21 protein-coding genes are annotated in these 23707 nt (G+C 71.8%); 10 read left to right on the plus strand and 11 right to left on the minus strand.

The window, feature by feature from the left end; translation table 11 throughout:
- Positions 1–110 precede the first annotated feature (110 nt).
- From ACZ6ZR_RS01090 to ACZ6ZR_RS01100, 3 genes are read right to left on the minus strand one after another with little or no spacing between them, the layout of a single operon-like run.
- Complete coding sequence (locus tag ACZ6ZR_RS01090) at positions 111–1346, minus strand: RCC1 domain-containing protein (protein WP_465638052.1); 1236 nt, start codon at positions 1344–1346, stop codon at positions 111–113.
- Positions 1347–1369: 23 nt separating this feature from the next.
- Positions 1370–2650 carry an RCC1 domain-containing protein gene (locus ACZ6ZR_RS01095; RefSeq protein ID WP_465638054.1) on the minus strand — a complete coding sequence of 427 codons (1281 nt, stop codon included), beginning with the start codon at positions 2648–2650 and terminating at the stop codon, positions 1370–1372.
- Positions 2647–2853, minus strand: coding sequence for a hypothetical protein (locus tag ACZ6ZR_RS01100; protein WP_465638055.1), 207 nt, complete (start codon positions 2851–2853; stop codon positions 2647–2649). The genes ACZ6ZR_RS01095 and ACZ6ZR_RS01100 overlap by 4 nt, the downstream gene beginning before the upstream one ends.
- A gap of 287 nt (positions 2854–3140) precedes the next feature.
- On the opposite strand from ACZ6ZR_RS01100, the gene ACZ6ZR_RS01105 reads away from it, so the two are divergent.
- Together ACZ6ZR_RS01105 and ACZ6ZR_RS01110 are read left to right on the plus strand one after the other, a co-directional pair.
- Positions 3141–4037, plus strand: coding sequence for a hypothetical protein (locus ACZ6ZR_RS01105; protein ID WP_465638056.1), 897 nt, complete (start codon positions 3141–3143; stop codon positions 4035–4037).
- Positions 4037–5404 (plus strand): hypothetical protein, encoded by a 1368-nt coding sequence (locus tag ACZ6ZR_RS01110; protein WP_465638058.1) that lies wholly within the window; start codon positions 4037–4039, stop codon positions 5402–5404. Before ACZ6ZR_RS01105 ends, ACZ6ZR_RS01110 begins: the two co-directional genes overlap by 1 nt.
- Positions 5405–5497: 93 nt before the next feature.
- On the opposite strand, the gene ACZ6ZR_RS01115 is transcribed toward ACZ6ZR_RS01110, so the two are convergent.
- The 3 genes from ACZ6ZR_RS01115 to ACZ6ZR_RS01125 form a co-directional block, all read right to left on the minus strand.
- Positions 5498–6421 carry a hypothetical protein gene (locus ACZ6ZR_RS01115; RefSeq protein ID WP_465638060.1) on the minus strand — a complete coding sequence of 308 codons (924 nt, stop codon included), beginning with the start codon at positions 6419–6421 and terminating at the stop codon, positions 5498–5500.
- Complete coding sequence (locus ACZ6ZR_RS01120; protein WP_465638062.1) at positions 6418–7380, minus strand: hypothetical protein; 963 nt, start codon at positions 7378–7380, stop codon at positions 6418–6420. Before ACZ6ZR_RS01120 ends, ACZ6ZR_RS01115 begins: the two co-directional genes overlap by 4 nt.
- A 196-nt stretch (positions 7381–7576) precedes the next feature.
- On the minus strand, positions 7577–8194 hold the full coding sequence (locus tag ACZ6ZR_RS01125) for a TetR/AcrR family transcriptional regulator (protein WP_465638064.1): 618 nt from the start codon (positions 8192–8194) through the stop codon (positions 7577–7579).
- 474 nt (positions 8195–8668) lie between these two features.
- Between ACZ6ZR_RS01125 and ACZ6ZR_RS01130 the strand changes: the two genes are divergently transcribed.
- From ACZ6ZR_RS01130 to ACZ6ZR_RS01145, 4 genes are all read left to right on the plus strand, one after another.
- Positions 8669–10555 (plus strand): FAD/NAD(P)-binding protein, encoded by a 1887-nt coding sequence (locus ACZ6ZR_RS01130; RefSeq protein WP_465638066.1) that lies wholly within the window; start codon positions 8669–8671, stop codon positions 10553–10555.
- 31 nt (positions 10556–10586) lie between these two features.
- A complete protein-coding gene (locus tag ACZ6ZR_RS01135; RefSeq protein ID WP_465638067.1) occupies positions 10587–12287 on the plus strand; it encodes an AMP-binding protein in 1701 nt (566 codons plus the stop codon).
- 39 nt (positions 12288–12326) lie between these two features.
- Positions 12327–12788, plus strand: coding sequence for a cupin domain-containing protein (locus tag ACZ6ZR_RS01140; protein ID WP_465638068.1), 462 nt, complete (start codon positions 12327–12329; stop codon positions 12786–12788).
- A gap of 114 nt (positions 12789–12902) precedes the next feature.
- Complete coding sequence (locus tag ACZ6ZR_RS01145; RefSeq protein ID WP_465638070.1) at positions 12903–14201, plus strand: MFS transporter; 1299 nt, start codon at positions 12903–12905, stop codon at positions 14199–14201.
- Positions 14202–14271: 70 nt separating this feature from the next.
- Here the strand turns inward: ACZ6ZR_RS01145 and ACZ6ZR_RS01150 are convergent, their stop codons facing one another.
- From ACZ6ZR_RS01150 to ACZ6ZR_RS01165, 4 genes are all read right to left on the minus strand, one after another.
- Entirely contained in the window at positions 14272–15432 is a 1161-nt protein-coding gene (locus ACZ6ZR_RS01150) for a hypothetical protein (RefSeq protein ID WP_465638071.1), read from the minus strand.
- Between the two features lie 75 nt (positions 15433–15507).
- Positions 15508–16317 (minus strand): peptidoglycan-binding protein, encoded by an 810-nt coding sequence (locus ACZ6ZR_RS01155; protein ID WP_465638072.1) that lies wholly within the window; start codon positions 16315–16317, stop codon positions 15508–15510.
- Between the two features lie 111 nt (positions 16318–16428).
- Entirely contained in the window at positions 16429–18072 is a 1644-nt protein-coding gene (gene dacB / locus ACZ6ZR_RS01160) for a D-alanyl-D-alanine carboxypeptidase/D-alanyl-D-alanine endopeptidase (RefSeq protein ID WP_465638073.1), read from the minus strand.
- Between the two features lie 179 nt (positions 18073–18251).
- Positions 18252–18527, minus strand: coding sequence for a hypothetical protein (locus ACZ6ZR_RS01165; RefSeq protein WP_465638075.1), 276 nt, complete (start codon positions 18525–18527; stop codon positions 18252–18254).
- 118 nt (positions 18528–18645) lie between these two features.
- Between ACZ6ZR_RS01165 and ACZ6ZR_RS01170 the strand changes: the two genes are divergently transcribed.
- Positions 18646–18879, plus strand: coding sequence for a DUF2277 domain-containing protein (locus ACZ6ZR_RS01170; protein ID WP_465638077.1), 234 nt, complete (start codon positions 18646–18648; stop codon positions 18877–18879).
- A 13-nt stretch (positions 18880–18892) separates the two neighbouring features.
- Here the strand turns inward: ACZ6ZR_RS01170 and ACZ6ZR_RS01175 are convergent, their stop codons facing one another.
- Complete coding sequence (locus ACZ6ZR_RS01175; RefSeq protein WP_465638079.1) at positions 18893–19624, minus strand: FadR/GntR family transcriptional regulator; 732 nt, start codon at positions 19622–19624, stop codon at positions 18893–18895.
- Between the two features lie 196 nt (positions 19625–19820).
- Here ACZ6ZR_RS01175 and ACZ6ZR_RS01180 point away from each other — a divergent pair, with 196 nt between their 5' ends.
- From ACZ6ZR_RS01180 to ACZ6ZR_RS01190, 3 genes are all read left to right on the plus strand, one after another.
- The gene (locus tag ACZ6ZR_RS01180; protein WP_465638081.1) at positions 19821–20561 is read left to right on the plus strand and encodes a Mut7-C RNAse domain-containing protein; all 741 of its coding nucleotides are present in this window, start codon (positions 19821–19823) and stop codon (positions 20559–20561) included.
- A gap of 157 nt (positions 20562–20718) precedes the next feature.
- Positions 20719–22260, plus strand: coding sequence for an amino acid permease (locus ACZ6ZR_RS01185; RefSeq protein WP_465638083.1), 1542 nt, complete (start codon positions 20719–20721; stop codon positions 22258–22260).
- A complete protein-coding gene (locus ACZ6ZR_RS01190) occupies positions 22257–23615 on the plus strand; it encodes a glutamine synthetase family protein (RefSeq protein ID WP_465638084.1) in 1359 nt (452 codons plus the stop codon). The genes ACZ6ZR_RS01185 and ACZ6ZR_RS01190 overlap by 4 nt, the downstream gene beginning before the upstream one ends.
- The last annotated feature ends 92 nt before the right edge of the window (positions 23616–23707 follow it).

A 23707-nucleotide genomic window follows, 5' to 3' on the forward strand; every position in this document is an offset into this window, starting at 1 on the left:
CGCCATCCGGTCTCCGACCGGTCATTCGGTTGGTGCGCGAAAACGGTGCCCAGTAATCCACCACCCGCCCCGGCTGTCAAGACGCCGGGGCGGGTGGTGGGGGAGGGATGTCAGTTGGCGAGGCTGAAGTCGCCGCCGACCGGGGCGGCGATCTTGTCTACGCCGGTCAGGGCGGTGAGGGTGGTGACGGGGTTGGGGCTGTCGGTGGTGGTGCCGTTGCCCAGCTGGCCGGAGCCGTTGTTGCCCCAGGAGCGGACGGTGTTGTCGCCGAGCAGCACGATGGTGTGCTCGCGGCCGCCGGCCACCAGCTGGATGCCGGTCAGCGCGGGGACCGGGACGGGGGTGATCCGGTAGTCGGTGGTGCCGTCGCCGATCTGGCCGGAGGTGTTCTGGCCCCAGGCCTTGAGCTTGTTGTCGGAGTCGGTCACGGCCAGGCTGTGCTTGCAGCCGGCGGCGATCTGGGAGACGCCGCCGAGCCAGATGCCCTGGGTGTCGACCGGGGTGTAGCGGTTGATGGTGGAGCTGTCGCCGAGCTGGCCGGTGGCGTTGTAGCCCCAGGCCTTGATGGCGTTGCCGCTGGTGGGCCGGGTGGTGCTGCTGGCCGGGCCGACCAGGGCGAGGTTGTGGTCGCAGCCGGCCGCGATCTTGGTCACCCCGGTCAGGCCGGAGACCGGACTCGGCACGTTACGGCTGGCCGAAGTACCGTCGCCCAGCTGGCCGTTGATGTTGTAGCCCCAGGCCCAGACGGTGCCGTCCTCGCGCAGGGCGATGCTGTGGTTGAGGCCGGCCGAGATCGCCACCACCTTGTTGAGGCCCTCGACCCGGACCGGGACCGAGCTGTCGGCGTTGGTGCCGTTGCCGAGCTGGCCGTAGTTGTTGTGGCCCCAGGAGACCACCGTGCGGTCGGCCAGCAGGGCCAGGCTGTGGGTGCCGCCGGCCGCGATGTCGGTGGCGTTGGAGAGGTTGACCACCTGGCCGGGCGCGTTGTGGCTGAAGACCGAACCGTCGCCCAGCTGACCGGAGTTGTTGGAGCCCCAGGACTGCACGGTGCGGTCGGTGAGCAGCGCCAGCCCGTGCCCGTTGTGGGCACCCGCGCCGCCGGCCGCGATCTTCACCACCTCGGCGCTGGTCAGGCCGAGCACGGTGGTGGCGGTGGTGCGGAAGTCCGTCCAGGTGCCGTCGCCGAGCTGTCCGGCGCGGTTGTTGCCCCAGGACTTGAGCCGTTTCTCCTGCGCGTGCGCGGTGCCGGCGGGCAGCGCGAGCGGGGCGGCTATGGTCAGCGCGGCGAGGGTGGCGGCCAGCGCGGGGCGGAGCCGGGACCGGTTCGAGGTACGGGAGGTGGACATCTGCTGCCTTTCGTGGGTGGGTGTCAACGCGCCAGGCTGAACTGGCCGTTGGACGGAGCCGCGACCATGGAGACGCTGCCGGACTTGGCCAGCACCTGCACCGGGAGGTTCCGCTGAGTGGTGGTGCCGTCGCCGAGCTGGCCCTTGTCGTTCAGCCCCCAGGACTGGACGGTGCCGTCGGCGAGGACCGCCAGGTTGTGGGAGGCCCCGGCGGCGATCGCCAGCACTCCGGTCAGGCCGGTCACCGGGACGGAGGTGTTCCGCTGGGTGGTGGTGTCGTCGCCGACCTGGCCGTTGGTGTTCAGGCCCCAGCCGCGCACGGTGCGGTCCTCCAGCAGGGCCAGGCTGTGCGAGGCCCCGGCGGCCAGCGCGGTCACCTTCCGCAGGCCCAACACCGGGACGGGGTAAGGCTTGTTGGCGACGGTGTCGTCGCCGAGCTGGCCCTTGTCGTTGAGGCCCCAGGCCATCGCGGTGCCGTCGTTGAGCACGGCCAGGGCGTGCGAGGCGCCGGCGGTGATGCTCTTGACGGTGCTGAGCTCGGGCACCGCGACTGCGGTGGTGCGGGTGGCCGGGGTGGCGTTCGGCGGGTTGGGGGCGGGGGTGGCGGGCTTGGCGGTGATGCCGAGCTGGCCCTTGTCGTTGTTGCCCCAGGTCTTCACCGTGCCGTCCTTGAGCAGCGCCATGCTGAAGGTGTCGCCGGCCGCCACCGCCTGCACCTCGTCGAGGCCCGCGACGGTGACCGGGAGCTTGGCGTCGTTGGTGGTGCCGTCCCCCAACTGCCCCTTGTCGTTGAGGCCCCAGGCCTTCACCGTGCCATCCTTGAGCAGGGCGAGCGCGTGCGAGCCGCCGGCCGCGACCGCCTCCACGTCGCTCAGCCCGGCCACCAGGCTGGGCACCGACCACTCGTCGCTGGTGCTGACCGCTCCGTTGCCCAACTGGCCCTTGTCGTTGCGGCCCCAGGCCTCGACGGTGCCGTTGCCCATCAGGGCGAGGGCGAAGCCGGTCTGGGTGGCGTTGGCGCCGGCGCCGCTGGCGGTGCCGCCGGCCGCGATCCCGTTCACCTCCGCGCCGGAGAGGCCGACCACCGAGATCGGCGTCAGGCGGACGGCTTTGGTGTTGCCGTCGCCGAGCTGGCCGTTGGTGTTCTGGCCCCAGGCGCGCAGCCGGAGGTCGTAGGCGGAGGCGGCGGAGGTGGGCAGCGCGGTGGCGCCCAGCAGGGTCAGGCCGGCCACCAGGGCGGGGACGGCGGTGGCGGGCAGGCGGCGGAGCTTGCGGTGCGGGTGCATCTCTTCCTTCGGGGTCATCGAGCGGTTCGGTGGACCGGGGCGCCGTGCAGCGGGGCGCGTCCGGGGAGTGGGGTGAGGCGGTCCTGGAGCGGGCGGTCCGCGACGGTGCCCGGGAGCGCTGGCTGGGTGGCGAGCTGAGCGGCCGTCAGGGGCACGGCGGCCAGGGCGAGCAGCGCGGCTCCGGCCCGCAGCGCGCGGGCAGGGTGGAACGAGCGGGTCATGGGGGATTCCTCGACGATCCGGGCCGCTGGGCGTGGGAAACGCGCGGCCGCTGGGGGACAGGGGGTCGGGATCGTTCGAACACCTACCCGGGTCGGCCGGCCGTCCTCACCACCTTCGACCGGCTTCCATGCCAATGGCGCAGCGAGATGGTTCGTCTTCGCCCTATCGGCCCGTTCTGATGGCGGAGCGTGATCGCTGCTTGAAGGATGACGGAAGATCATGAGCGCCCGTCAGCTGACCGGTGCTCAACAATCCGGCAAGAATGCCCAGTTCAGTGGAGCGAACCGTGCTGCGGAAGAAACGCGCCAGACTCCTCGTCATCACCCTCAGTAGCTCGCTGGCCCTGGCCGCCCCGGCGGCGGCGGAGGACACCGAGCCGGCCACGGTGGTGAACGGGACCTTCTCCTCCCCGACCGTCCCCTCCGACAAGGACTGGGCCGTTGGCATCGACGGCTGGACGGGCGGGGGCGTGGCCTCGGCCGGACGGGCGGAGCATCCGCGCGGCCTCCAGGCGGCTTCCCTGACCTGGGGACAGAGGTCCGTGCCGGTCAGTACCCGGGTCCGCGGTGTCCGGGCGGGGGCCACGGTCACGGTCAGTTGGGACGAGAGCCCCGGTAACTGCGCCGGCCAGGGCACCCGGCTCGGCTACACCGTGGCGGTGGCGGGCGATACGAACGGTCGGGGGAGCTTCACCACCAATCCGGTCAACGGCAGGTCCAACTGGTACACCGGCCGGATGTACTCCTTCTCCGCCGCCGAGGACGCCCCCGAGATCACCTTCACGGCGACCGCTGACGCCGGATGCGGGCCGCTGGTCACCAACGTGGTGGCCAAGCAGACCTCACCCCCGCTCGCCGCACCGTCCAAGCCGGAACAGAACGACCCCTGCGCGGGCGATGCGAAGGACAGCCCCGGCTGCAAGGACGTGGCCGGGAGCAAGGAGAAGATCGAGAACTGCCCACCCACCAGCAAGGAGTGCCTGGGCAGCGTGGCGGGAGAGGGCAAGGCGGAGAAGGACGGCATCGCCAAGGAGACCGCGGCGGTCGAGAACTTCGGCAAGGTCCCCCGGGACGAGCCGCCGAACGCCGCCGCGAGCGAGCTCTGCGCCCTGCCGAACGCCTTGACCGCCTCCGCCGGGCCCGGCGACGCGGTCGTCCCGCCGAGCGAATGGTGGTTCTGCTGATGCGCCGTCACCTGCCGGCCCGTCACGTCCTGGCCCGATTGGGCTGCCCGGCGGCCGCGCTGGCCCTGACCGTCGCCGTCCCGCTGCCCGCGCACGCCGCCGACCCGGTCGCCGTCCAGGTGCCGAACGGCACCTTCGCCCGCCCGGTCGCCCCGGACAACGGCACCCAGTCCGGCCACGCCGACTGGTACCCGGACACCAACGCGGTGGTCTTCGGCAAGGCCCTGGCCCAGCACCCGCAGGGCTACCAGGCCACCTCGCTGAACTGGAACGGCGTGGCGCGCTCGATGCGCACCCGGCTGTGGGGCGTGAAGAACGGCTCCCAGGTCACGCTGCGCTGGGACGACAGCCCGAGCACCCACCCGCAGTGCAAGCTCGACCAGGTGAAGGACGGCCAGCGGTACAACGTCTCGCTGGTGGTCCCGAGCGGCATCCCGCCGGACCCGCAGGTGACCACTAACGGCACCGACGAGGTGGGGAAGGCGAGTTGGACCACCGGCAGGGTCTTCGAGTTCACCGCGACCGAGGACAACCCGATGGTCTCCTTCGACTCCGAGGAGCGCCGCTCGCTCTCCTGCGGCCCGCTGATCACCAATGTGACGGCCACCCAGGTACCCGTGCCGGTGGACCAGAAGATCGGCAAGGAGCGGCTGCCCGGCCCCTCCGCCTACAACGGCGTCGCCACCCTGGAGCCGGGTGTCGCCGTGGACGACTGCGAAGGATCGAGCACCGCCTGCCAGTTCACGGTGGACCGGCGCTACTCGTACCAGTACTACGGCCGCACCCGGATCGTCGGCGAGGTGTACGCGAACTGCACCCGCAACACGGTGGTGGACGCCCACCCGATGTCCAACACCGAGCCGCCGTACGACAACCTCACCCAGTACTACGCGCTCAAGGGCACCCCGCTCACCCCGGACCGCGCCGACATCTCGGTCAGTCGGCCCAACCTGGCCTCCCAGGTGGCGGCCGGCTTCGCCGCCGGCGGGGGGAACCCGGCAGCCGTCTCCACCAGCAACCCGCTCACCTGGAGCCGGACCACCACCAAGTCGCTCAACCCCACCATCCAGCCGGGCGAGGTGAGTTGGATCGAGGTGCAGCCCGCCCGGGAGCGGGTGGTCGGCACCTTCACCAACAGCCGCAACGCCTACCGCCTGGACGCCACCTTCGACGTCCCGGCCACCGCGCTCCCGGACCGCTACTTCCAGCGCACCGGCCCGCTGAACGAGGTGGAGCTCCTGCGCTGCGGCACCGCCCGCCCGAGCGCAGGCACCCCGGACAACGCGCCGGGGGCGGACCAGCGGCTGCTGACCCTGGACGCCCCGCCGGTCGGCACGCGGGCCCGCTCCGTCGAGCTCAATCCGTAGTCTCCGCGCGTGACTTGGCCGCCTGCCGGTGATCCGGCAGGCGGCCAAGTGCAGTGCTTGGTCCAGATGCGGCGCTTGGTCCAGATGTGGCGCTCAGTCCAGGGCGGCCCACGCCCCTTCGGCCGTCAGCCGGTACCGGGCGTCGGGCCGGGAGCCGTCGGTGCGCGGCGCGAGGTCCAGCACGCCCTCGGTGAGTGCCCGGCCGGGCGGGCGGAGCGTCAGGCAGCGGCCCGGGCTGCTGAAGGTCTGGGCCACCAGGGAGGAGACGTTGACGCTGGAGGGGCTGTCCACGGTGACGTTCTTGATGAGCTTGCCGGTGCCGTCCACCGTGAGCTCGCCGACCGTGCGGGTCATCGCGTTCAGCACCCCGAACTGCAGCTCGTCACCGGCCTTGAGCTTGAACTTCACCTGTGTGGTCTCGGTGCTGGTGCGCTTCCACTCCTTGGAGAAGGCGAGCTTGAAGGCCAGCGCGAAGGTCGCCTTGGCGCTCAGCTTGAGCTGGCCGGCCGCGCCCACCGTGCCGCCGGCCGCCAGCGTGGCGCCGTTGGCGATGTCGGTGTTGGGGCCCTTGTCGGTCGGCGCGGTGTGGTCGGTGTGGGTGATCTCGGTCTTGTTGCTCACGCCCACGCTGCCCGCCACGTCCGTGGTGTTGTCGATGCTGCCCTCCAGCGTGGCGCTGCCGGAGATCTCGCCGGAGACGTTGTCGGTGGTGCTCGACTCCAGGGTGACGGTCCGGTAGACGTCGATGTCCTTGTTGGTGCAGTTGATCGCCGCGTTGCCGAGCGACATCGCCGCCGTGGTGTACTCGCGGGAGGCGCCCGGGTGGACCCGGAACGAGCAGCCGTACTCACCACCGCAGCCGTGCGCGAGACCGGTGGCGTCCGGCAGTGGGGCGGCGCCGTCGAAGGCCTCGGCGGGTGCCATCGGCTCGTTGCCCCGGGCCTCCACCGCGGCGGCCGGCCAGACGGCGGCGAGCGGCAGTACGAGGGCCGCGAGCAGGGACGTGGTGCGCTTCACCGCTTCCTCCAATCGCCCTGTGCGGTGCGGACGTACACCGCGCTCGGCCGGCGCGTGTCCTGCTCCGGCGGCAGCTCGACCAGCCCTGTCGCCGCCCGCCCCTTCGGGCGCAGCGCAAGGCACTTGTCCGGGCTGGTGAAGGTCTGCGCCACCACCGCGCTGACGTTGGCGGTGGAGGGGCCGTCCACCGTGATGTTCTTGATGAGCTTGCCGGTGCCGTCCACCGTCAGCTCGCCGGCGGTGCGCACCATGGCGTTGAGCACGCCGAACTGGATCTCGTCCCCGGGGCTGACCTCGAAGACCACCCGGGTCGACTCGGTGTTGACGGACTGCCAGGTACGGGAGTAGGCGGCCTTGAAGGCCAGCTGGAAGGTGGCCTTCACCCCGAGGTGCAGGGCGTTGGACCCCGAGACGGTGACGGGCACCTCCAGGGTGTTCTTCGCCTGGTCCTCGGTGGTGGGGCCCTTGTCCTTGTTGGGGCCCCACTGGTTGACGCTGTTGACCATGCCGGGGGCGATGCTGGCCGCCGCCGAGGCGCTCACCGTGCCGTCGATCGCGCCCTCCAGGGCCGCGCTGCCGGAGATCTCGCCGTTGATGTTGTCGGTGCTGCTGGTCACGAAGGTGACGGTGCGGTCGATCTCCATGACCTCGTCGGTGCAGTTGATGGCGGCGTTGCCCAGCGACATCACGGCACTCAGGTACTCGCGGGGGATCCGGTTGTACATCCGGAAGGCGCACGCCGCGCCCTTGTCGCAGAGGTCGGTCACCTCCTTGGTGGTGGCCAGGCGCTGCTCCCCGTCGTAGGCCTCGGCCACCAGGGGAGGGGGTGGCCCGGTGTCGTCGTCGGCGCTGCTCGGCAGGGCGAACGGGACCAGGACGGCGAGCGCGGCCATGGGGGCCAGTACGGCGGTCCGGGCGCCGTGCCGTCTCCTGGTCGGTGGGCGTGCGGCATCAACCACGGGAACTCTCCTGAGGCGTGGGACGGTTCGGTGCCTCCATCCTCAGGTCGGCCCCGGCGGCGGGCGAACGGTCGCCGGGGTTCCTGCGCCATTCGATGGTGCGTCAACCTCCGTGTGGAGCAGCCACCTTGAGGGCGCCCGCCACGTCCGGCGTAGTCCGCCGGGCGGGTCGGCGCCTGGGCGGATTGAATGGGGCTCAGCGGGGGGAGAGGCCGTCCAGCAGGGTGGTGAGGACGCTCCGCAGCCGGGCCGTCAGCAGGCCCTCCTCGGCCGGGGCCGGGTCCTGGATCCAGCGGATCAGGGTGCCCAGGTAGAGGTCGTGGAGCAGGTCGCCGACCTGGTGGGCGGGCAGCACGGTGGCCAACTCGCCCCGGGCGCTGCCGGCTTCGACGATCCGGGTGAAGATCTCGGCCAGGTAGGGGCGCTCGGTGAGCGGCCGTCCGGCCCGGACCCAGGCGGTGAGCATCGCCACCGTGACCTCGCGCTCGCCCTCGTCGAGCCGCCCGAGCACCGTCATGCAGTGCTCCAACCGGGCCACCGCGTCCGGGTGTTCGTCCTCGGGGAGCTGATCCAGCGAGGCGGCCAGCCGGGCCCGGCGGTGCCGCCCCCACTCGCTGATCAGGTCCTCCTTGCGCTGGAAGTGGTTGAAGAAGGTGGCCCGGGCGACGTCGGCGTCCTCCGCGATGTCGTCGACCGAGGTGCCGTCGTACCCCTGCGCGGCGAAGAGTCTCAGCGCCGAGTGGTAGAGGCTCTCCTTGACCCGCAGCTTGTTGCGCTCCCGGCGCCCGAGTGACGTTGCCGCTGCCCTGGTCATGCCCCATGCCCCCCGCTGACGATCCCCCTGGCCAGCTTTATACCATGGTGGAAAGTTGACCGTGGGTAACGTTTTGACAGTCCGTCAGGTGGGTAACCGCGGCCTCCGTGCGCTTCCGGGGTCCTTTTCGGTAGCTGTCCGCGACCGCCGGGCCGTCCGGCAATTCCTCAATTCGCCGGCGGTGCTCCGCACCGAATTGCTCCGTGCGGAATCCTCCTACCTGACAAAGGGTCCCGGCAATTCATCGGTACGTCGTCAATTCGATTCGCCGCGCCGCCGGGAGGTCTGACGGAGGCCCGGCCGGAAAGTGGCGACATACCGGGACGAACTCGCTGATCTGCGAGGTCAGTTCGTCAGATCGAAACTCACACCATCCGCGTGGGTGATCTGCGTCACATACAAAACTGTACTTGCGTCTACCTTTGGACGCCCATTTACTTCTGTCATCGATCAACAGACAGGGAAGGCACTCAGATGCAGGACTCCACCCTGAACATCGCGATCATAGGAATGGGGCCACGGGGCCTTTCGGTCCTGGAGAGAATCCTCTCCCGGCTCTCCGCGCGACCGGTTTCCCGGCCGGTCCGGATCTACACCGTCGATCCGGCCGAAATGGGCGCCGGCCGGGTCTGGCGGACCGACCAGTCCGAGTGGCTGCTGATGAACACCGCCGCCGGTGAGGTCAGCCTCTACTCCGGCGAGCCCGACGAGGGCCCCTGGCGGGCCGGGGCCGGCCCCTCGCTGCACGAGTGGCTCGCGGCCGACCCCGGGACGTACCCCGAGCTCGGCTCGCCCAACACCTACGCCCCGCGCCGGGTCTACGGCCGCTACCTGCGCGACGTGTACCGGCGGATCACCGAGCACCTCCCCGAGGGCGTCGGCGTCGTCCCGGTCACCGCCCGGGCCCGCTGGGCCAAGCGCGGCGAGACCCGCGACTACCGGCTGACCACCAGCGACGGGCAGCAACTCGACGTCGACAAGGTGGTGTTGACCACCGGTCACCCGCACAACTTCGCCGGTGGCGCCGACCGCGACCTGCTGGACTTCGCCTCCCGGCACCGCGGCACCAGCTACCTGCGCGGCGACTCCGCCGCCGACATGGACCTGGAGGACCTGCGCCCCGGCCGCCCCGTCGCCGTGATCGGCCTCGGCCTCACCTTCTACGACGTCACCACCGTGCTCACCTCCGGCCGCGGCGGCCGCTTCGTCGAGCGGGTCGACGGACGCCTCACCTACGAGCCCTCCGGCCACGAGCCGCACATCTACGCCGGCTCCCGCAGCGGCCTGCCGCTGCTCGCCCGGGGCCGCAACCAGAAGGGCTCCGACTACCGGTACACCCCGGCGATATTCACCTCCCAGGCGCTGGCCGAGGTCCGCCGCCGCGCGGTGGACGAGAGCGGTTCGGCCAAACTCCGCTTCCGCGACCACGTCCTGCCGCTGATCCTGCGCGAGGTGGACCACACCTACTACCGCACCACCGTGCTGCACCGCGACGGCGAGCAGGCCGCCGCCGAGTTCTCCACCGCCTTCAAGATCGCGGTCGCCTGCGACCAGGAGCAGGTCGCCAAGCTGCTCGCCGACACCGGCCTGGCCGGCCTGCCGGCGATCGACCTGGAGCGGATGGCCCGCCCGTTCGCCGGGGAGTCCTTTGCCTCGCCCGCCGACTTCCACTCCCGGCTCACCGAGGTGCTCTGCGGCGACGCCGCCGAGGCCGAACTCGGCAACATCGACGGCCCGTTGAAGGCCGCGCTGGACACCCTGCGGGACATCCGCGGCTCCGTCCGGGAGGCGGTGGAGTTCGCCAGCCTGCACCCCGACTCCCAGCGCGACGAGTTCCTCGCCTGGTTCAACCCGATCAACACCATGGTCTCGGCCGGCCCGCCGGTGCTGCGCATCCGCCAGGCCGTCGCCCTGATCGAGGCCGGCGTGCTCACCGTGGTCGGCCCCGACCTGGAGATCGGCCGCTGCGAGGACACCGGGCAGTTCTCGCTCGAATCCCGGTCCGTGGCAGGCTCGTTCGTCAACGCCACCACCCTGATCGACGCCCGCATCCCGCGCTCCGACATCCGGGTGGACGCCTCCCCGCTGATGCGCCAGCTGCTCGGCGACGGCTGCGCCGCCGCCCACACCAACGTCAGCGAGCAGGACGGCGCCAGCTTCACCACCGGCGCCCTCGCCGTCACCGAACGCCCCTACCGGGTGATCGACCGCACCGGGACCCCGACCAAGGGCCTGTACGCGCTCGGCATCCCCACCGAGGAGCTCCGCTGGTTCACCCAGATCGGCAACGGCCGCCCCGGCCCGATGGTCGGCTTCCACGCCGACGCCGACGCGATCGCCCAGGACATCCTCAGCGCCTGACCCCCTGCCCCCTACCAGGAGTTGACGCACCGTGACCGAACAACACCCCGACGCGTACCAGGAGTTCAGGGCAGCCAGGGACCTCCTGCTGGAGCTGCGCGAGGACCACGACGCCGCCGTCGCGAAGTTCAGCTGGCCCCGGCCGGAGAAGTTCAACTGGGCGCTCGACTGGTTCGACCGGATCGCCGAGGGCAACGACCGCACCGCGATCCGGATCACCGACGGCACCGAGGCCGTCCAGCTCAGCTACGCCGAACTCGCGGCCCGCTCCAACCAGGTGGCCAACTGGCTGCGCGCCCAGGGCGTCCAGCGCGGCGACCGGGTGCTGCTGATGCTCGACAACCAGCTCGCCGTCTGGGAGTCCATGCTCGCCGCCATCAAGCTGGGCGTGGTGGTCCTCCCCACCTACACCACCATCTCCGGCGACGACCTCGCCGACCGGATGGAGCGCGGCGAGGTGGCCCACGTCCTGACGGCCAGTCACCTGACCGGCCTGTTCGACCCGTTCACCGAGGTCACCCGGATCGCCGTCGGCGAGCCCGTCCCCGGCTGGCGGCCGTACGCCGAGGCGTACGGCGAGAGCACCTCCTACTGCCCGCAGCGCGAGACCCGCGCCGACGAGCTGCTCTTCCTCTACTTCACCTCCGGCACCACCTCCCGACCGAAGATGGTCGCCCACACCCACGTCAGCTACCCCGTGGGCCACCTGACCGGCATGTACTGGAACGGGCTGCGCCCCGGCGACGTGCACTGCAACGTCTCCGCCCCCGGCTGGGCCAAGCACGCCTGGTCCTCCTTCTTCGGCCCGCTCAACGCCGAGGCCACCGTGCTCTCGGTCAACCTGCCGCCCGGCGCCTCGCCCCGGCTGCTGCTGGAGATCGCCGACCGCGAGCAGGCCACCAGCCTGTGCGCCCCGCCCACGGCCTGGCGGACCCTGCTGCAGACCGACCTCGGCCGCAAACCCGCCGCCCTGCGCGAGGCCTCCTCGGTCGGCGAGCCGCTCAACCCCGAGGTGATCGACCAGGTCCGCACCGCCTGGGGCCTGACCGTCCGGGACGGCTTCGGCCAGACCGAGACCACCGCCCAGATCGGCAACACGGCCGGCCTGGCCGTCCGCCCCGGCTCCATGGGCAAGCCGCTGCCCGGCTACCCGATCCTGCTGGTCGACCCCAAGACCGGCAAGGCCGGCGACGAGGGCGAGATCTGCGTCGACCTGACGGACCGTCCGGTCGGCGTGATGACGGAGTACCTCGGCGACCCCGAGAAGACCGCCAAGACCCTCGCCGACGGCCTGTACCACACGGGCGACATCGCCCGCCGCGACGCCGACGGCTACCTGGTCTACATCGGCCGCAACGACGACGTCTTCAAGTCCTACGACCACCGCATCTCCCCGTTCGAGCTGGAGAGCGTCCTGCTGCGCCACGAGGCGGTGGCCGAGGCCGCCGTCATCCCGGTGCCGCACCCGGTGGGCTACCGGGTGCCCAAGGCGTACGTCGCGCTCGCCGACGGGTACGCCGCCGACGCCGAGACCGCCCGCGCCGTCCTGGCCTTCTCGGCCGGGCAGCTGGCCCCGCACCAGCAGATCAGCGCGCTGGAGTTCGCCCACCTGCCGAAGACCACCTCGGGCAAGATCCGCCGCGCCGAACTGCGGGCCGGCGCCGCCGGGGTGGAGCACCGGGCCGAGGACCTGCTCGACGAGCAGACCGTCCACGCCGCCCCTGGCCTCTGACCCCCTCTCACCACCTCTCCCCTTCCTAGGAGTTCCGCCATGCCCGAGTACATCGCCCAGCAGCGCAAGGTCGAGGTCTTCCCGGACCTGCTCGGCGCCGGGTCCAGCAGCGACAGCCTCAACTGGCAGGCCTACGTCCAGCCCGGCCGCCAGGCCGTCGACGTGCACTGGCTCTACACCGGCGAGGAGACCGGCCCCGACGGCGCCGAGGCCTACATCGCCCACTTCGGCCCCGGCGCCCACGGCGACCTGCACCGCCACCTCGGCTTCGAGCTGCTCTTCATCCTGGAGGGCGAGCTGGAGAACGACAACGGCGACCGCTACCTCCCGGGCACCCTGGTGGTCGAGGTGCCGGACAGCATCCACCGGGTCTCCAGCACCAAGGGCTGCAAGATGATGGTCATCCGGGAGAAGCGCACCCTCCCGATCCAGCCCGGCGAGCTGCCCGACACCGGCCTCGCCCTGGACGGCGCCCCGCTGTCCTCGGATGTGCAGAGCTGACATACCCACTTGCCGTGCACCGGAGTTCCCTTCCCGCTCCGGTGCACGGCTGTCACCGTTGCGTAGACGATCCCTTCCGCATTCCGCCCCGCACCACGACCAGGAGACCTCCCCATGGTCCAGTTAACGACCCCGCCCACCCCGCCCACGCCGGCGGCCCCGGTGGCCCCGACCGTCGGCCGGTCCGGAAAGGTCCACGGCACCCGCTACAAGTGGGGGATCCTCTGGATCGGCATCTTCGCGCAGGCCGCCTTCAGCGCCACCTTCCAGGGCATCCCGACCTCGGGCTCCATCCTGCAGTCCGCCTACGAGCTGAGCACCGGTCAACTCGGCTTCGTGCTCGCCGCGGTGACCGCCGGCATCTTCGTCACCGACGTCTTCTGGGGCATCCTCTCCGACCGGATCGGCGAGCGGGTGGTCCTGATCACCGGCCTCTCCGGCACCACCGTCGCGCTCGCCCTGGTCACCGCCTTCCTGGTGCCCTCCGGCGGGGCCGTGCCCTCCTTCGTCGCCCTGGCGGTGGTGCTCTTCTTCGCCGGCGCCCTCGGCGGTTGCGTCAACGGAGCCTCCGGCCGCGCGGTGATGGGCTGGTTCCCGCCCGCCAAGCGCGGCTTCGCCATCTCCCTGCGGGTCGCGGCCGTCCCGGCCGGCGGCGCGATCGGCGCCGCGGTGCTCCCGCCGCTGGCCCTCGGCGCGGGCTTCCGCTGGGTGTTCGCCTTCCTCACCCTCTTCTGCCTGCTGGCCACCCTCGCGGTGGTGGTCTGGCTGGACGAGCCCCCGCTCGCCCGCACCAAGCGCGACGGCTCCACCGCCGCCACCGAGGTCCCCGACCCGCTCAAGCGCTGGGACATCTGGCGGGTGGCCATCACCGCCTTCCTGCTCGACCTGCCGCAGTTCCTGGTCCTGACCTTCGGCTCGGTCTTCCTGCACACCGTCAAGGGCATGTCGATCGGCTCGATCGCCGTCCTGCTGGTGGTCATCCAGATCCTCGGCGCCATCTCCCGCGTCTGGGGCGGCCGTTGGACCGACCGCCGCGGCGGCCGCTACCGCCGCACCCTGGTCACCCTCTACTCCTGGGTGATCGCCGCCGCCTACACCGGCATCGCCCTCTTCGAGTCCTCCCCGACCTGGGTCGTCGCCGGCCTCCTCATCCTGGCCGGCTTCCTCTCCTGCGGCTGGCACGGAGTGCACTACGCCGAGATCGCCACCATGGCCGGCGCCGAACGCTCCGGCACCGCCCTCGGCCTCGAGAACACCATGGTCTTCGCCGGCGCCTTCGCCACCCCCCTCCTCATCCCCCTCCTCCTCGACGTCTCCGGCTGGTGGGCCGTCATGCTCCTCATCGGCGCCGCCCCGGCGGTCCTCTCCGCCCTCCTCATGCCCCGCGAACTCCCGCGCGAGGCAGCGATCTGACGCTCCGGCCCAGGCCACCTGACCCGGCCACCGGCCCGCGGACCTCCGATGCGTCCGCGGGCCGTTCGGCTCAGCCTTGCGGCGGCTCCAGACCGAGCAGGCGGCGGGTCAGCGCACGGGTGTTCCGGTCGAACCGGCCCGGCTCGGAGGTGATCATGGAGGCGACCTCCCGGTAGGGCTCCGGGCGGTACCTTCGCGCCGCGAGCTCCAACTGCCCCGGGAGCGGCCGGTCGTGGTCGAGCCCCGGGGCCAGCTCGGCCAGCCGGGCGGCCGGTGACCGGGGGTTCACGTCCTCGGCGGGGAAGCGCCCGAGCAGGACGGGGCTGCCCGTGACGGTGCCGTAGAGGGTGGCCGATCCGTGGTCCCCGATCACGAGGTCGGCCGCGACCAGCAGGCGTCGCCAGTCGCTCTCGGGGCGGACCAGCCGGACGCCTCCGAGGTGCGGGGCCAGCCAGGCCTCGAGCTGCCAGCGGCCGTGGGCCGCCCAGACGTTGGGGTGCAGGAGCACGGCTATTCGGTGCCGCGTGGGGGACAGCTCCGCCGTCAGCCGGGAGAGCAGGCGGTCGAGGCGGTGGAAGAGGGATCCCGCTCCCCAGGTGCAGCAGACGAGCACCAGTCGCCGACGGCCCGTCAGCCCGAGGGCCCGACGGTGGTCCTCCCGGTTCGGGAGAGCGGCGGTGATCCGGTCGAACACGGCGTCGCCGAGCACCTCGGTGACCGGAGACGCCTCCGGGCAGAGCTCGGCGATCTGCTCGCGCTCGGAGTGGTGGGCGACCCCGATGGCGGCGGGTACCACCCGTCCCTGCCAGGTCAGGTAGCGGCGGCCCAGGCCGCCGACGGTCCGCTCGGGGTGGTCGGCGGGGCGGGACAGCTTGATGTGCCCGGCCCCGTGGGCCAGCCGTAGTACCGGCCCACGGAGCTGCTCGACCCCTTGCGACCCCGCTGCCAGGACGAGGTCGAACTCGGTCCGTACCGCTTCCGCCCAGGGGAGCAGGATCCCGCCCAGCCGTCGGACGAACTCGGCGGCGCCCGGGTTGAAGGCGTGGGGTGCCACCGTGAACACCACGCTCACCCGGGGTTCGCCGTGGAACAGCGGCAGCACCTCGGCCAGCCGCTGCCCGTAGACCAGGGTGTGTACCACGACCAGGACCCGTTTGTGGGCGGTCCTGGTCAGCCACTGGGCGGGATCGCGGACGAGCGGAGAGGAAGGGACGGACGACACGGACGACACGGGCGACTCCTCTGCTGACGGTCCGTCGATCGCGGTCACGACCGACGGGAGAGGAGTGCCCGTTGCGGCGGTGGATCAGATGCGGTCGCCGAACTCGGTTTGGAGGCGGTGGAGTTGGCGGGGGCCGGGGATGCCGTCGGCTTCGGGGCCGGTGTCGCCGATGTGGAGTTGGTAGGCGCGCATGGAGGCGGTGTCGGCGGGGCCCCAGTCGGGGCCGGGGCCGACGGAGTACTGGGAGCAGCCGGCGGCGGTGAGGAGGCGGCCCATGGTGGTGATGTGGGGGCCGTGGGAGCCGGGGCCGTAGGGGTGGCCGTCGATGACGACCTGACGGGGGATCAGGGGGGTGGGGAGGTCGGACTCGTCGGCCTGCTGGCCGAACCAGGTGGTGCCGGGGCGGTCGCGCCAGGCCGGGTCGGCGCAGACCAGGCCCTCGGGGAAGTCGGGGTAGCCGTAGGAGTCGACGTAGGCGGAGCGGCGCTGGTAGGTGCGCTGGTAGACGCCGTCGCCGTTGGCGGAGCCGTCGTCGTTGGTGTTGCCGGCGATGACGGTGATGGTGTCGGTGGTGTAGGCGGTGACCAGGCCGGTGTGTTCGCCGCCGGGGCCGTAGGGGCCGTTGGAGGTGCCGAAGAGGACCTGGGCGCCGATGGCGGGGTAGGCGGAGAGGCGGCTGCGGCGGGCGAACCAGTCGCGGGCGGTGGAACAGGAGGCGGTGTCGGGGTAGAGCGCGGCGTTGCCGCTCTCGGCGGCGACGGCGGAGACGAAGTCGGCGCACCAGCTCTCGGCCTGGCGGCCCATCGCGGTGGAGAAGCGGTTGCGGTTGCCCGCGCCCTCGCGGTAGCCGAGGTGGCTCCGGGCGGTGTGCAGCATGGCCCGTGCACCGGACATGGTCTGTCTCCTGACGAATAGGCGAGCGGGCCCTGCCAAACGAAGTTCGGCAGGGCCCGGTTACGGAGCGTCAGGCCCGGTCAGGGGCGCGGGGGGAGGCGCGAGGGGCGCTCAGCAGCGGCCGAGGGTCTCGCACTCCTCCCAGCGGGTGGCCGGGACAAGGGCCGCCTCGGGCGAGGCGGAGGACGGCGCCTGGAAGGAGCGGGCGGCCGGGGCGTTGGCCGGGGCGTTCGCGGAACCCTTCGCCGGGGCCTGGGTCGGGGTGGACGCGACCGGGGCCGGGCCGGTGGCCAGGCGGACGGCGATGGCGTCCAGGACGAAGCGCGGGCGGGCGCCCGGGAAGTTGTTGAGCATCGCGCTGAAGGCCAGGCGGCGGCCGTCGGGGGCGGTGGCGTAGCCGATCAGGTTGTCGACGCCGCTCATCGAGCCGCTCTTGGCGTGCACGTTGTTCTCGGCGGCGGTGCCGCGCATGCGGGCGGCCAGGGTGCCGCCGACCATGCGCTCCTGGTTGCCGGCGACCGGGAGGGCGTCGTACCAGGTCTTGAACCACGGCTTGTGGGTGGCCAGGTCGAGCAGGGAGGTGAGCTTGCCCGGGGTGACCAGGTCGTAGCGGGAGAGGCCGGAGCCGTCCACCTGACGGCCCGTCGGGAGCTCCAGGCCGTTGGTCTTGAGGAAGCCGTTGACCTGGGCGGAGCCGGTGCCCCAGGTGCCCGCACCGCCCTTGACCTTGCCGATCTCCTTGATCAGGTGCTCGGCGATGCCGTTGTTGCTGATCTTGAGCATCGGGACGATCAGCTTGCCGAGCGGCTCGGAGTCGTGCGCGGCCAGCGGCTGGGTGGTCTCGGTGCCGGTGGCGGCCTTGGCCGGGCGGACCACGCCCACGCCGGCCCGCTCCAGGGCGCCGTTGAAGACCTCGCCGGTGTAGGCGGCCGGGCCCTCGACGGTGACCAGGGAGTCGACCGGGGCGGCGTTGGCGGCCAGGCTGCCGGTCAGGGCGATCTCGTTGACGCCGCGCTTGCGCTCGACGCCGCTGGAGTTGCCGGAGCCGGCCGCGCCGGTGGTGATCTGGCCGGTGAACTTCACCGGGGCCTCGGCCGGGAAGGTGGTGACCTTGGCGGGCTGGCCGGCGGTGGTCGGGGTGACGGTCACCTTGACGGTGTCCATCGAGTACTCGGAGTCCGGCGCGATGGTCAGCGCGGAGATCTGCGGGCTGTAGGAGTACGGCTCGTCGTCCCAGGCCCAGCCCGGGCCGAGCGGCACCGAGTCGTAGCGGGTGGCGTCGGTGAGGACCCGGCCGGTGATGGTGGTGATGCCGGCCGCGGCCACCTGCTTGGCCAGCGCGTCCAGGTCCGCCGGGCGCAGGCTCGGGTCGCCGCCGCCGCGCAGCACGATGTCGCCGACCAGGACGGAGCCGTAACGGGTGCCGGAGGTGAGGACCTGGGTGGTGAACACGTGGTTCTCGCCCAGCAGGTCGAGGGCGGCCGCGGTGGTGACGGTCTTGAGCACCGAGGCCGGGGTGAGCAGCGCGCCCTGCCCGCGCTGGTAGACCACCTGGCCGGTGGTGGTGTCGATGACCTGGACACCGGCCTGCGCGTTGGCCAGCGCCGGGGTGGCGAGGATCGCGTCGAGGTCGGCGATCAGCTTGGGGTCGGCCGGGGTGGAGGTGTCGGCCTGCGCGACGCCCGCGAGGAGCGAGGCGGCGACGGCGACGGCGGCGAAGGGCAGGACGTGGCGGCGGCTGGTGCGCAGCGACAAGGGAGCTCCCGGGCTCTCGGACGTGACGGGGCGCGCGAAAGCGCGTCCGCGCCCGACAGACCGGTGCGGAACAGGCCAAAGCCCCCCGTTGGCGTGCACAGACTAGCAGTTGACGAACGGTCTGATGATCGCCGGCGGGGGGCCTTGGCGAGAGGGGAAAGGGGGTAGGGGATGAGTGGTCAGAGCTGCGGGGCGCGGGCGTTCCCCGTCTTGGTGGCCTCGACCATGGCCTGGTGCAGATTGCGGGCGGTCGTCTCGTCGGCGGCGGGGAGCGGGCTGCCGAGCACGGTGAACCAGTCCTGCGCGCCGGTGTACTGGACGGTGATCTTCACCTGCCCCTCCACCCAGGTGGTGTGAAGCGTCAGATTGCCGGTGATCGCGCCGAGCTCCTCGGTGTGCACGCCGCCGTGCCCGGCATGGATGCCCTGAGTGGTCCAGGTGGCCCACGTCTCCACGGTTCCTCCTGCTGCTGTCCGGGGGTGATCATGCGTCAAGAGTTACCCGGCCACGGTACCCCGGCCAGGCGGCGATCACCCCCTGTCACCTGTCAGGGGCGCGGCGCAGACTGGAACCATGTGCCGATCGATCAAGACGCTGCGCGCCCCGGTCACCCCCGAGGTCACCGAGGACGACATCCACGCCGCCGCCCTGCAGTACGTCCGGAAGGTGTCCGGCTTCCGGGCGCCCGCCGCGCACAACCAGGAGGCCTTCGAGCGGGCGGTGGAGGCGGTCGCCGAAGCCACCCGGGAGCTGCTCGACCATCTGGTGGTCAGGGGGCAGCAGCACCAGCCGGCCCACGAGCACTGACGCTCCGGCCGGCCTACCCCAGGAATCCCCGGAGCAGGGCGGCGGTGGCCTCCAGGTGCTCCTCGGTGGTGCGGCGGGCGGCCGGTACGTCCCCGTCGAGGATGGCCCGGACCATGGCGCGGTGCTGCTCCGAGGCGTGTTCGATGTTGCGGCCGAGCACCGGGATGGCGTTGAGCAGGTCGTTCAGCCGCATCCGGCCGGCCGCCACCCCGGCGGCCAGCGAGGGCGAGCCGGTGAGCTCGGCGATGGCCAGGTGGAAGCGCGAGTCGAGCTGGCGGTAGTCGGCCGGGTCGCAGCCCTCCAGGTCGGCCAGCCGCCGCTCCAGCCGTTCGCGCTGGGCGGGGGTGAGCGGGCGGCGGGCGGCCTGCTCGGAGGCCCCGGTCTCCAGGACCAGACGGTACGTCAGGGCGTCCTCCAGCTCGGCGCCCATGTCCTGGACGGCGCGCCGGAGTTGGCCCAGGTCGGGCGGGGGGAGGCGGTAGGTGACGAAGGTGCCGCCGTAGCGGCCGCGGCGCGGTTCGACGCAGCCGGCCTGCTGGAGCGAGCGGAGCGCCTCGCGCAGGGTCTCGCGGCTGACGTTCAGCCGGACGGCGAGCTCGCGCTCGGGCGGGAGACGGTCGCCGTGGGCGAAGACGCCGAGCTTGAGGGCGGCCAGGATGCGCTCGACGGTCTCCTCGAAGGCGTTCCCCGTCCGCACGGGGCGCAGGACGGCCGCGCTCCGCCAGTCCACACCCTCGTCAGCCACGGGAGGGATGGTACAGAGCGAAGGGGGAGGGGTGAAGGACGGTGGGGTGGGAGGACGGGAGGGACGGGATGAGGGGAGGGTAGGTGCCCAGGGAAGGGGGAGGGGTGAAGGACGGTTCCGAGGGCCGGGGCGGGCGGGGGGTCCGGGTGGTGAAAAGGCGGGGCGGGGAGAGGGGTGGTGCTGGCATGCTGCTCCCGTGGACAAGCCCGAGATCTCGATCGACTTCGCCGCCGAGCTGCACGTGTTCGTGAGCAACCCCCGCCGAGGCGGCTGGTCCGAGGTGAGGACCGACGGGTCCTCGACGCTCGGGCACGTGGTGGAGTCGCTCGGCGTACCGCTGACCGAGGTCGGCGCGTTCGAGACGGAGGCCGGCGAGGCGCTGGCCTCCTCGCACGTGCCGGTGGACGGCGAGCGGATCGCCGTCCGAGCGGTCGTCAGGCCGCAGCCGCTGCCCGGCCCGCCGCGCTTCCTGCTGGACGTGCACCTGGGCACGCTGGCCCGTCGGCTGCGCCTGCTCGGGGTGGACGCGGCGTACGAGAGCCTGGACATCGGGGACCCGGCACTGGCGACGCGTTCGGCGGCCGAGCAGCGGGTGATGCTCTCGCGGGACCGGGGGCTGCTGCACCGGCGCGAGCTCTGGGCGGGGGCGTACGTCTACAGCCACCGCCCCGCCGAGCAACTGCGCGACGTGCTCTCCCGGTTCGCGCCCCCGCTCGCGCCGTGGACCCGGTGCACCAGCTGCAACGGTGTGCTCCGGGCGGCGGACAAGGCCGAGGTGCGCGAGCAGCTGCGGGACGGGACCGAGCGGTCCTACGACGTCTACGCCCAGTGCGGGGACTGCGAGCAGGTGTACTGGCGCGGGGCGCACCACGCGCAGCTGAGCGGGATCGTGGACGCGGCGGTCGCGGAGTTCGGCGGGGCGGTCGTCGAGCGCTGATTCGTCGAGCGCTGAGCCACCGGCTCTTGACGGGGGATCAGGGGAAGGGAAACATGCTGCCCACGCCAAAGGTCTGAAACCGGTCCTTTGGCCGCCACGATGACGTGGGCGCACGTTTCGGCTCTCTCCCGAACCCCTCAACCCCCAAGGGGTGCGCATGCCTTCAGAGCACAGCCCTGAGCACAGCCCTGAGCACCACACCACCGACGACGAGCACCGGCTACGGCAGCTCGGCTACACCCAGGAGCTGGCCCGCTCCATGTCGGGCTTCGCCAACTTCGCCGTCTCCTTCTCGATCGTCTCCATCCTCTCCGGCTGCCTGACCCTCTACGGCTTCGGCCTCAACACCGGCGGCCCGGCCCTGATCACCTGGGGCTGGCCGGTGGTCGGCCTGATGACGCTCTGCGTCGCTCTGTCGATGGCCGAGATCTGCTCCAGCTACCCCACCGCGGGCGGCCTGTACTACTGGGCCGCCAAGCTGGCCCGCCGCAACGGCGCGGCGGCCTCCTGGTTCACCGGCTACTTCAACTTCATGGGCCAGGTGGCCGTCACCGCCGGGGTGGACTTCGGGGCCGCGTTCTTCACCAACGCGTTCCTGGACCTCCAGTGGGGCTACGCCGCCACCACCGAGCACACCATGGTGCTGTTCGCGGTGATCCTGCTGCTGCACGGGCTGCTCAACACCCGCGGCGTGAAGCTGGTGGCCCTGCTCAACACGGTGAGCGTCTGGTGGCACGTGGCCGGCGTGGCGGTGATCGTCGGCGCGCTGGTGCTGCTGCCGTCCGAACACGCCTCCGCCTCCTTCGTGTTCACCAAGTTCGTCAACAACACCGGTTTCTCCAGCGGTTTCTACGTCTCGATGCTCGGCCTGCTGCTGGCCCAGTACACCCTGACCGGCTACGACGCCTCCGCCCACATGACCGAGGAGACCAGGGACGCCGCCCGCTCCGGGCCGAAGGGCATCGTCAACTCGGTGCTGGTCTCGCTGGTGGCCGGCTGGGTGCTGCTGCTCGGGCTGACCTTCGCGATCACCGACTACGAGGGCGTGACCGGGACCTCGACCGGGGTGCCGCCCGCGCAGATCTTCCTGGACGCCGTCGGCCCGACCGGGGCGAAGCTGCTGCTGCTGATCGTGATCGGCGCCCAGTTCTTCTGCGGGATGGCCTCGGTGACCGCCAACTCCCGCATGATCTACGCCTTCTCGCGGGACGGCGCACTGCCCGGTTCGCGGATCTGGCACCGGATCAACCCCCGGACCCAGACCCCGACCGCCGCCGTCTGGCTGGCCACCGGCGGAGCGTTCCTGCTGGGCGCGCAGAACCTCTGGAACGCCACCGCCTACGCGGCCGTCACCTCGATCTCCGTCATCGGGCTGTACATCGCCTACGTCGTACCGGTGTTCCTGAGACTCCGTCAGGGTGACGCCTTCGAGCGCGGCCCGTGGCACCTGGGCCGGTGGAGCAAGCTGATCGGTAGCGTGGCGGTCGGCTGGACGGCGCTGATCTCGGTGCTGTTCATGCTGCCCACCGTCAGCCCGGTCACCGCCGCCAACTTCAACTACACCCCCGTCGCGGTGGCGGCCGTGCTCGGCTTCGCCGGGGTCTGGTGGCTGGTGTCGGCCCGGCACTGGTTCACCGGCCCGAAGGTGACCGCCGAGGACGAACCGGCCGACCGCGCAAGCGCTTTGGAGAACCGATGAGCAGCCCCCGCCTCACCCTCGAACGGCTGCGCGAGCTGGTCGCCGACGGCTCCGTGGACACCGTGGTGCTCGCCCTCACCGACATGCAGGGGCGCCTCCAGGGCAAGCGGATCGCCGCCGGCCACTTCCTGGACGAGGTGGCCGGCCACGCCGCCGAGGGCTGCGGCTACCTGCTCGCGGTCGACGTCGACATGAACACCGTGGACGGCTACGAGGTCTCCTCCTGGGAGACCGGCTACGGCGACTTCGTGATGAGGCCCGATTTCGCCACCCTGCGGATGGTGCCCTGGCACCCGGCCACCGCGATGGTCCAGTGCGACGTGCTCCAGCAGGACGGCACCCCCGTCCCGGTCTCCCCGCGCCAGGTGCTCCAGCGCCAGCTGGACCGGCTGGCCGGCTACGGCTGGCAGGCCTACGCCGGCACCGAGCTGGAGTTCATCGTCTTCAAGGACAGCTACGAACAGGCCTGGGACAAGAGCTACTTCGGCCTCACCCCGGTCAACCAGTACAACGTCGACTACTCCATCCTGGGCACCTCCAGGATCGAGCCGCTGCTGCGCCGGCTGCGCAACGAGATGGCCGGGGCCGGGCTCACCGTGGAGTCCGCCAAGGGCGAGTGCAACCTCGGCCAGCACGAGATCGCCTTCAAGTACGGCCCGGCGCTGACCACCTGCGACGACCACGCGGTCTACAAGACCGGCGCCAAGGAGATCGCCGACCAGGCCGGCTACAGCCTCACCTTCATGGCCAAGTACGACGAGCGCGAGGGCAACTCCTGCCACGTCCACCTGAGCCTGCGCGACGAACAGGGCACCCCGGTCTTCGCCGGTGACGGCCCGTACGGCTTCTCCCGCACCATGGAGCACTTCCTGGCCGGACAGCTGGCCTGCCTGGGCGAGTTCGCCCTGCTGCTGGCACCGACCGTCAACTCCTACAAGCGCTACGTCCCCGGCAGCTTCGCCCCCACCGCCATCGCCTGGGGCCGGGACAACCGGACCTGCGCGCTGCGGGTGGTCGGCCACGGCCCCTCGCTGCGGTTCGAGAACCGGGTGCCCGGCGGGGACGTCAACCCCTACCTGGCACTGGCCGCGCTGATCGCCGCCGGACTGCACGGGGTGGAGCACCAGCTCGCCCTGGAACCGGAGTTCACCGGCAACGCCTACGCCTCCGACGCCCCCCGGGTGCCGTCCACGCTGCGCGACGCGGTGGCCGCCTTCGAGGCGAGCGAGGCCGCGGCGCTCGCCTTCGGCAAGGGCGTGGTGCGGCACTACGTGCACGCCGGGCGGGTCGAACTCGCCGCCTACGACGCGGCGGTGACGGACTGGGAGCGCCGCCGGGGGTTCGAACGCCTGTGAAGTCCCGTCCGTCTACCGAGGAGAGCATGCAGTGACCGGAGAGCCCGACCTGTACGAGGTCGTCAACCCCGCCACCGAGGAGGTGATCGCCA

The sequence above is a fragment of the Kitasatospora sp. NPDC088742 genome, from assembly GCF_055584905.1.

Excerpts from the sequence above, each read along its gene's own strand:
- ACZ6ZR_RS01090 (WP_465638052.1), bottom strand. The coding sequence starts at position 1,346 with ATGTCCACCTCCCGTACCTCGAACCGGTCCCGGCTCCGCCCCGCGCTG.
- ACZ6ZR_RS01095 (WP_465638054.1), bottom strand. The coding sequence starts at position 2,650 with ATGACCCCGAAGGAAGAGATGCACCCGCACCGCAAGCTCCGCCGCCTG.
- ACZ6ZR_RS01100 (WP_465638055.1), bottom strand. The coding sequence starts at position 2,853 with ATGACCCGCTCGTTCCACCCTGCCCGCGCGCTGCGGGCCGGAGCCGCG.
- ACZ6ZR_RS01110 (WP_465638058.1), top strand. The coding sequence starts at position 4,037 with ATGCGCCGTCACCTGCCGGCCCGTCACGTCCTGGCCCGATTGGGCTGC.
- ACZ6ZR_RS01125 (WP_465638064.1), bottom strand. The coding sequence starts at position 8,194 with ATGACCAGGGCAGCGGCAACGTCACTCGGGCGCCGGGAGCGCAACAAG.
- ACZ6ZR_RS01130 (WP_465638066.1), top strand. The coding sequence starts at position 8,669 with ATGCAGGACTCCACCCTGAACATCGCGATCATAGGAATGGGGCCACGG.
- ACZ6ZR_RS01140 (WP_465638068.1), top strand. The coding sequence starts at position 12,327 with ATGCCCGAGTACATCGCCCAGCAGCGCAAGGTCGAGGTCTTCCCGGAC.
- ACZ6ZR_RS01145 (WP_465638070.1), top strand. The coding sequence starts at position 12,903 with ATGGTCCAGTTAACGACCCCGCCCACCCCGCCCACGCCGGCGGCCCCG.
- ACZ6ZR_RS01155 (WP_465638072.1), bottom strand. The coding sequence starts at position 16,317 with ATGTCCGGTGCACGGGCCATGCTGCACACCGCCCGGAGCCACCTCGGC.
- ACZ6ZR_RS01170 (WP_465638077.1), top strand. The coding sequence starts at position 18,646 with ATGTGCCGATCGATCAAGACGCTGCGCGCCCCGGTCACCCCCGAGGTC.
- ACZ6ZR_RS01185 (WP_465638083.1), top strand. The coding sequence starts at position 20,719 with ATGCCTTCAGAGCACAGCCCTGAGCACAGCCCTGAGCACCACACCACC.
- ACZ6ZR_RS01190 (WP_465638084.1), top strand. The coding sequence starts at position 22,257 with ATGAGCAGCCCCCGCCTCACCCTCGAACGGCTGCGCGAGCTGGTCGCC.